The sequence below is a fragment of the Roseobacter sp. N2S genome (assembly GCF_031454055.1).
Taxonomy (GTDB): Bacteria; Pseudomonadota; Alphaproteobacteria; order Rhodobacterales; family Rhodobacteraceae; genus Amylibacter.
Window position 1 is genome coordinate 94,412 of record NZ_JAVDQB010000013.1, and the last position, 7,847, is coordinate 102,258.

Below are 7,847 nucleotides of genomic sequence, written 5' to 3' on the forward strand. Positions count from 1 at the left end.
AAGGGGGGTGAATTCCCCTAACTGTTGAGCGTTCTGATTTCACGGGAGGGAAGTCCGAAGATGAATGCTGGCATCGTTTTTCTTGTTTTGGCCTATGTCATGAGCCAGTTTTACCGCGCTTTTCTGGCCGTGATGGCCCCTGCTTTGGGCGCGGATATCGGTGCTGGCCCCGAGGATTTGGCCTTTGCCAGCGGGATGTGGTTTCTGGTGTTCGCCGCCATGCAAATCCCTGTGGGCGAGGCCCTGGATCGCATTGGCCCAAGGCGCACGGCGAGTGTTCTGTTTGCGCTGGGCGGGGGCGGCGGTGCGGCTGTGTTCGCCATGGCCACCAGTCCGGTTCACATAAATATTGCAATGATGCTGATCGGGGTCGGCTGTTCGCCGGTTTTGATGGCCTCTTACTATATATTTGCGCGCTCCTATTCCCCTGCGGTGTTTGCCACGCTGGCAGGGGTGACATTGGGGATCGGCACAATTGGCAATATCGGCAGTGCACTGCCGCTGACTTTTGCGCTCGACTGGTTTGGCTGGCGTGGGACTATGTGGGTTCTGTCGGCTGCGTCCCTGTTTATTGCTGTTATGGCGGCTGTGTGGGTTCGCGATCCGGCGCAGGTGCAAACTTCAGTGAAAGGCACGGTTCTTGATTTGCTGAGGATGCCGGTTTTATGGCCGATCCTGCTTATGATGATGGTGAATTATGTGCCCGTTGCGGGTCTGCGCGGGCTGTGGGTTGGCCCCTATCTGGACGAAGTTTTTAGCGCCAGTGCGGAAACGATTGGCGTCGTCACCCTGATTATGAGCTTTGCTATGGTGGCGGGGAATTTTCTGTACGGCCCGATGGATCGTCTGATCCCGTCGCGTAAGGCGATTGTGCTGGGGGGCAATCTGATCGGTGTGGCCGTCATTGGGATGTTGTTCGTTTTTGCCGGGCATTCCATTGTGCTGTCCACTGTTTTACTGGCGGCAGTTGGGCTGTCGGGGGCATCTTTTGTTGTAATCATTGCCCATGCGAAAACCTTTTTTCCGGATCATCTGACGGGGCGGGGTGTTACCTTGTTAAACCTGTTTGGCATGGGGGGCACGGGACTGGTGCAATCCGTATCGGGCAAGGTCTATGCCATTGCAGACTCTGGAAGCGGACCAGTGTTGGCTTATCAGTGGTTGTTCAGCTTTTTCGGGCTGTGCCTGCTCTTTGGCTGCGTGGCCTATGCTTTTAGCAAGGACGGTAAGAACATCCGTTAAGGCGCCGTCAAAGACCTATTTCGGGAAAGAGTATTTTTGGAACATTGAAACGGGTTCAGGGCCTTGTCGGTTGGGGGCGGGCTTCCTATCTTGAGTGTAAGGCTTGCACCCTGACGTGCCTCTGAAGGGCGTCACATTTCATCGCAAGCGCTTGTAAAAGGAGACGACCATGAACTTAGAAAAGTTCACAGAACGGTCTCGGGGGATGATTCAATCGGCCCAGACCATTGCAATGCGCGAGGATCACCAGCGCTTTACACCACAACATTTGCTGAAGGCGCTGCTGGATGACAGTGAGGGCTTGGCGGCCAATCTGATCAAAGCCGCGGGGGGCAATCCGTCCCGCGTGTTGCAGGATCTGGATGTGAACCTTGCCAAGATGCCGAAAGTGTCCGGCGACAACGGCCAGATTTATATGGACGGGCAAACTGCCAAGGTTTTCGCCGAGGCCGAGAAGCTGGCGCAGAAGGCAGGGGATTCTTTTGTCCCTGTCGAGCGGATGTTAACGGCGCTTGCGATTGTGAAATCCGATGCGGCCAGTTTGCTGAAGGATGGCGGTGTCACGGCGCAAAATTTGAACGCTGCCATTAATGACGTGCGCAAGGGGCGGACGGCAGACAGTGCCAGTGCCGAAAGTGGCTATGATGCGCTGAAAAAATATGCCCGTGATCTGACCGAGGCGGCCCGTGAGGGCAAGATCGACCCGATTATCGGGCGCGACGAGGAAATCCGTCGCACCATGCAGGTGCTGAGCCGTCGCACCAAGAACAACCCTGTGCTGATTGGCGAACCGGGTGTGGGTAAAACCGCAATTGCGGAGGGCCTTGCCCTGCGGATCATCAATGGCGATGTGCCTGAAAGCCTGCAACACAAGTCGCTGATGGCGCTGGATATGGGCGCACTGATTGCGGGCGCAAAATATCGCGGTGAATTCGAGGAGCGGTTGAAATCTATCCTGACCGAAGTGACCGAGGCTGCGGGTGAGATCATTCTGTTCATCGACGAGATGCACACTTTGGTCGGGGCCGGCAAATCCGAAGGCGCGATGGATGCGTCTAACCTGTTGAAACCTGCTCTTGCGCGGGGGGAATTGCACTGTGTCGGGGCGACCACCCTTGATGAATACCGCAAGCATGTGGAAAAAGACGCGGCTTTGGCGCGGCGCTTCCAGCCTGTGATTGTGCAAGAGCCGACAGTTTCGGATACGATTTCAATCCTGCGCGGTATTAAGGAAAAATACGAGCTGCACCACGGCATTCGGATTTCCGACAGTGCTTTGGTTGCGGCGGCGAATCTGTCCAACCGTTATATTACGGACCGGTTCCTGCCCGATAAGGCGATCGACCTGATGGATGAAGCCGCCGCGCGGTTGCGTATGGAGGTGGATTCCAAGCCCGAGGCTCTGGATGCCATTGACCGCGAGTTGCTGCAAAAGCAGATCGAGGTTGAGGCGTTGAAAACCGAAAAAGATGCGGCATCCAAGGATCGTTTGCAGTCGTTGCAGAAATCCGTGTCCGAGTTGCAGGAACAATCGTCTGAAATGACAGCCCAGTGGCAGGCCGAGCGGGACAAGCTGGCTGGTGCGCGGGACATCAAGGAAGAGTTGGACCATGCACGGGTTCAGTTTGAAACCGCACGCCGTGCGGGTGATTTGGCCAAGATGGGCGAATTGCAATATGGTGTGATCCCCGAGCTGGAGAAAAAGCTAGCCGCTGCCGAAGGTGCGGAAAGTGATGTGATGGTGGATGAGGCCGTGGGGCCAGAACACATCGCCAGTGTGGTCGAGCGTTGGACGGGTATTCCCGTGGATAAGATGCTGGAAGGCACCCGCGAGAAACTGCTGCGCATGGAGGATGATCTGGGCAAGCGGGTGATCGGTCAGTTTGATGCGGTGCATGCTGTATCAAATGCGGTGCGGCGGTCCCGTGCGGGGTTGTCGGATGAAAATCGTCCGCAGGGGTCGTTCCTGTTCCTTGGGCCAACTGGCGTAGGGAAAACAGAGCTGACCAAAGCGCTGGCGGAATTCCTGTTTGATGACGATCAGGCCATGGTGCGGATTGATATGTCCGAATTCATGGAAAAACACGCGGTCTCTCGACTGATCGGCGCGCCTCCGGGCTATGTTGGCTATGACGAAGGCGGTGTTCTGACCGAATCCGTGCGCCGTCGCCCCTATCAGGTCGTGCTGTTTGACGAGGTGGAAAAGGCCCATCCCGATGTGTTCAACGTGCTGTTGCAAGTGCTGGACGACGGTGTTCTGACCGACGGGCAGGGGCGGACTGTGGATTTCAAACAGACGCTGATTATCCTGACCAGTAACCTTGGGTCGCAGGCGCTAAGCCAGTTGCCCGAAGGTGCGGACAGCGAACAGGCCAAAGCGGATGTGATGCAGGCGGTGCAGGGCCACTTTCGTCCTGAATTCATCAACCGACTGGATGAGATCGTCCTGTTTGACCGGCTGAGCCGGGACAATATGGACGGGATCGTGGATATTCAGTTGGGGTTGTTGGAGCATCGTCTGGCTGGCCGCAAGATCACCATTGATCTGGACGAACCCGCCCGCAAATGGCTGGCGGATCAGGGGTATGACCCTGTTTACGGGGCCCGTCCGCTGAAACGGGTGATCCAGAAGGCGCTGCAAGACCCGTTGGCAGAACTGCTGCTGTCGGGCAAGGTGCTGGACGGGTCCAATGTGACGGTTGGGGTTGATGACAACGGTCTGGTGATCAACGGGGTCGGGCGCACGCCGCGCAAGCCCAATGATGTGCCGGTCCACTAAGGTATAAAGACAGCGAGCGCCCCGCAGACCCTTTCCGTGCGGGGCGTTTTCAACCGATGATACTACTATAGGGGGCGGGGCTTTGATCAAGTGGATCCTGCGCATTGTGATCTTTCTGACGATACGCATGGCCTTGATCGTCTGGCCGTTCACATTGGCGGCGGCCCTGTTCATCTATCTGAAATATTTCTGACGTAGGTGTGTGGTGCTGCGCGTTTGTGTTTTGCGGCGCAGGGGCTAAACATGATCTGTAAAGTAACGGAGACCACACCCCCATGTTTTTGATGAACCTTGTGTCCAGCATTCTGTTTTATTTCGCCATTGCGTTCATTTGTGCGGTGGGACTGGCGTTTGCAGCAGTTGTGGTGATGTTCATCATTGACCGCACCCAGACCAGTGATGCTGTGCGGCGCAACTATCCCGTGGTCGGGCGGTTTCGAAACCTTTTCACCGAACTTGGTGAATTCTTCCGCCAGTATTTCTTTGCGATGGACCGTGAAGAATTGCCCTTTAACCGCGCGCAGCGGGATTGGGTGAAGCGGGCGGCCTCGGGCAAGGGGAATACGGTTGCTTTTGGGTCCACACGCGATCTGACCATCCCAGGCACTGCGATTTTTGTGAATGCGGCCTTCCCGCCGTTGGATCAACAAGCTGCCAAGACCGAGCCGTTACAAATCGGCCCTTATGCACGCCAGCCCTATGATGCGCCCTCGTTTTTCAACATCTCTGGCATGAGCTTTGGCGCTTTGTCCCGTCCAGCGGTAGAAGCCTTGTCGCGGGGGGCAAAGAAAGCCGGCATCTGGATGAATACGGGTGAAGGCGGGTTAAGCCCGTTTCATCTGGAAGGGGGCTGTGATGTGGTGTTTCAGATCGGCACGGCCAAATACGGCGTGCGCGATGCCGATGGCAGCCTGTCCGACGATAAGCTGCGCGAGATTGCGGCCCATAAACAGGTGCGCATGTTTGAAATCAAACTGGCGCAGGGTGCAAAACCGGGCAAGGGGGGGATCCTGCCCGCCGCTAAAGTGACCGAAGAAATTGCCAAGATACGGGGGATTCCTGTCGGAGAGGCGTCGGTCTCGCCCAATCGGCACCCTGAAATTGGCTCTATGGCCGAGTTGCTGGATGCGATTCACCATGTGCGCGAAGTGACGGGAAAGCCTGTGGGCATTAAAACCGTGGTTAGCGAGGATTCTGCGATCCGGGCCTTGTTCGAGGAAATCCGCGCCCGTGGTATCGAAAGCGCCCCTGACTTTATTACGCTGGACAGTGGTGATGGCGGCACCGGGGCCAGCCCGATGCCCTTGATTGATCTGGTGGGGGTGACCATTCGCGAAAGCCTGCCGATGGTGTCTGATCTGATCGTAGAATTCGGGCTGCGTGACCGCATCCGGCTGATTGCCAGTGGCAAACTGATGAACCCCGGTGATGTGGCCTGGGCCATTGCGGCAGGGGCGGATTTTGTGGTCAGTGCGCGGGGCTTTATGTTCAGCCTTGGCTGTATTCAGGCGCTAAAGTGCAATCGCAACACCTGCCCCACAGGGATCACCACCCATGATCCGCGCCTTCAAAAAGGGCTGGTGCCCCAAGACAAGTTCGAAAAAGTCGCGGCCTATGCTTTGATGATCATTAAAGAGGTGGAAATCATTGCCCATTCCGTCGGTGTCACCGAACCCCGTGCGATCCGACGGCGTCATGTGCGGCTTGTGCAGAATAACGGCAGGTCGGTGGGGATGGATGTGATCTATCCACGGCCCAAGCTGTGACAGGATTTTGTAACCTTTCCAACAAGCGCGTGATCAGGCGTGTTTTGCATTGGCGCAGGGCTATCTGTAGGTAAAGCTGCTAACAGACCACGAAAAGGGAGGTTTTCTATGGCCCGTTTTAAAACCGCGTTGAAATATTCTGAAGTAACCCCAAAGGCGGATTTTCTGAACCGCCGTCAACTTATGGCAGGGGCTGCTGGCCTGACAATGGCAGGCGGTATTACAACCGGATTGGCTACACCCGCTGCGGCTGCTTTGAATGCTGCCAAAAGCAAATGGTCCACGGATGCGGAGCCAACGTCGCTGGAGGACATCACCAGCTACAACAACTTTTACGAGTTTGGCACCGGAAAAGGTGACCCTGCCCAATATGCCAAAGCCCTGACCACAGACCCGTGGTCGGTTGAAATCGGCGGTTTGGTGAACAATCCGGGCAGTTATGCGCTCGAAGATATTCTAAAAGACATGACCCTTGAAGAGCGCATCTACCGGTTCCGCTGTGTAGAGGCGTGGTCTATGGTGATTCCATGGGTCGGTTTTCAACTGTCCGACCTGATCGCCAAGGCCGATCCCCAAGGCAATGCCAAATACGTGGCTTTTGAAACCTTGCAGCGCCCCGAAGAAATGCACGGCCAAAAGAACGGATCGTTTCCGTGGCCTTATGTAGAGGGTCTGCGTATGGACGAAGCCATGCATCCGCTGACCATAATGGCCACAGGGCTGTATGATGAACCGCTGCCGAACCAGAACGGCGCGCCTTTGCGTTTGGTGGTGCCATGGAAATACGGCTTTAAATCCATCAAATCCATTGTGAAGATCACTCTGACCGAAAAAGAACCGCCCGCCACGTGGAACATCATCAACGCGCGGGAATACGGCTTTTACAGCAATGTGAACCCCGAGGTCAGCCACCCGCGTTGGTCACAGGCGTCCCATCGGGTGATCGGCGGCGGGTTGTTCGCCAAGAAAGAGCCGACCCAGATGTTCAACGGTTATGGTGACGATGTGGCCAGCCTGTATGAGGGCATGGACCTGTCAAAGTTTTTCTAAGTCCCAAAACAGGCATCCGCCCTGATCCTGTCGGGATGGATGCCTGAAGAATGAATGCGAATAGTTGAATAAAGGTAGCCAATGACGATTTCACAAACAGTGAACGGGGCACTCCGCCCGATTCCCGCTTGGCCCCTCTATTTCATCCTTCTGATCCCGGGCGCATTGCTGTTCTGGACAGTACTGCAAAACCCGGGCCCAAATCCGGTTGAAGCATTGGAACACGGGTTAGGGGAATATGCCCTAAAGGCCCTGATATTAGGGCTGCTGATCACCCCGATCCGAGACCTGCTGAAAATCAACCTGATCAAATATCGCCGCGCCATTGGCCTGATGGCGTTCTTCTACGTATTTGCCCATCTGACGGTCTATTTGTTCCTAGACCAGCAGTTGGACTGGTCTGCGATCATTAAGGACATCACCAAGCGGCCCTATATAATCGTCGGGGTTCTGTCCTTCCTGATCTTGCTGCCCTTGGCGGTGACATCAAACAACCTGTCGATCCGCAAGTTGGGCCCTTTGGTGTGGCGCAGGCTGCACTGGGGCGTCTATGCCGCCGTGATCTTGGGCGCGCTGCATTTTGTACTGCTGAAAAAGACATGGCAGGTCGAACCCCTTACCTATCTGGCGATCTTTGTGGTGCTGGTAGGGTATCGTGGCTGGAAAGCCATCCGTTAAGGCGATTCCCCGACTCGGATCCCCGATTCACCGGATTCGCCCGAGTCGGCCTTGTTCCCCCTGCGTAAATCACCCGATTCCACTCAAAACCTGTGGATAACTTTTAAAAACAACAGGGTAGCGGTTAACGGGCTGTTACTTTTCCAAAAGTTTTTAGAGAATTTGAAAAAACTTCCGGCGCAGAAACGCTCAAAATAAGGGTTTTTAACAGTTCTGTGAAAAAACTCGGATTTTTCTGAAAAAAGGGGTTGCGGGTGTTAGTTACTCGGCCTAAACACCGCTTCACCGGAGGCGAGCAGCGAGACACGCTAGGAACTGAGGGTAACAAGGAC

The 7,847-nt window shown here is 55.5% G+C and carries 6 protein-coding genes; 5 read left to right on the plus strand and 1 reads right to left on the minus strand.

All coding sequences use genetic code 11. The annotated features are described in order from the left end of the window. Nucleotides 1-60: 60 nt before the first annotated feature. From GGE09_RS20990 to msrQ, 5 genes are all read left to right on the plus strand, one after another. Nucleotides 61-1,242, plus strand: coding sequence for an MFS transporter (locus tag GGE09_RS20990; protein WP_309748113.1), 1,182 nt, complete (start codon nt 61-63; stop codon nt 1,240-1,242). A 169-nt stretch (nt 1,243-1,411) separates the two neighbouring features. Continuing rightward, nucleotides 1,412-4,021 (plus strand): ATP-dependent chaperone ClpB, encoded by a 2,610-nt coding sequence (gene clpB, locus GGE09_RS20995; RefSeq protein WP_309748114.1) that lies wholly within the window; start codon nt 1,412-1,414, stop codon nt 4,019-4,021. 284 nt (nt 4,022-4,305) lie between these two features. Next, nucleotides 4,306-5,787: an FMN-binding glutamate synthase family protein gene (locus tag GGE09_RS21000; RefSeq protein WP_309748123.1), complete on the plus strand. Its 1,482-nt coding sequence runs from the start codon at nt 4,306-4,308 to the stop codon at nt 5,785-5,787. 108 nt (nt 5,788-5,895) lie between these two features. Next, a complete protein-coding gene (gene msrP / locus GGE09_RS21005; RefSeq protein WP_309748115.1) occupies nt 5,896-6,837 on the plus strand; it encodes a protein-methionine-sulfoxide reductase catalytic subunit MsrP in 942 nt (313 codons plus the stop codon). Nucleotides 6,838-6,918: 81 nt separating this feature from the next. Further along, nucleotides 6,919-7,515, plus strand: coding sequence for a protein-methionine-sulfoxide reductase heme-binding subunit MsrQ (gene msrQ, locus GGE09_RS21010; protein ID WP_309748116.1), 597 nt, complete (start codon nt 6,919-6,921; stop codon nt 7,513-7,515). 124 nt (nt 7,516-7,639) lie between these two features. Here msrQ and GGE09_RS21015 read toward each other — a convergent pair. Then, a partial coding sequence (locus GGE09_RS21015; protein ID WP_309748117.1) for a hypothetical protein occupies nt 7,640-7,847 on the minus strand: 208 nt, incomplete at its 5' end.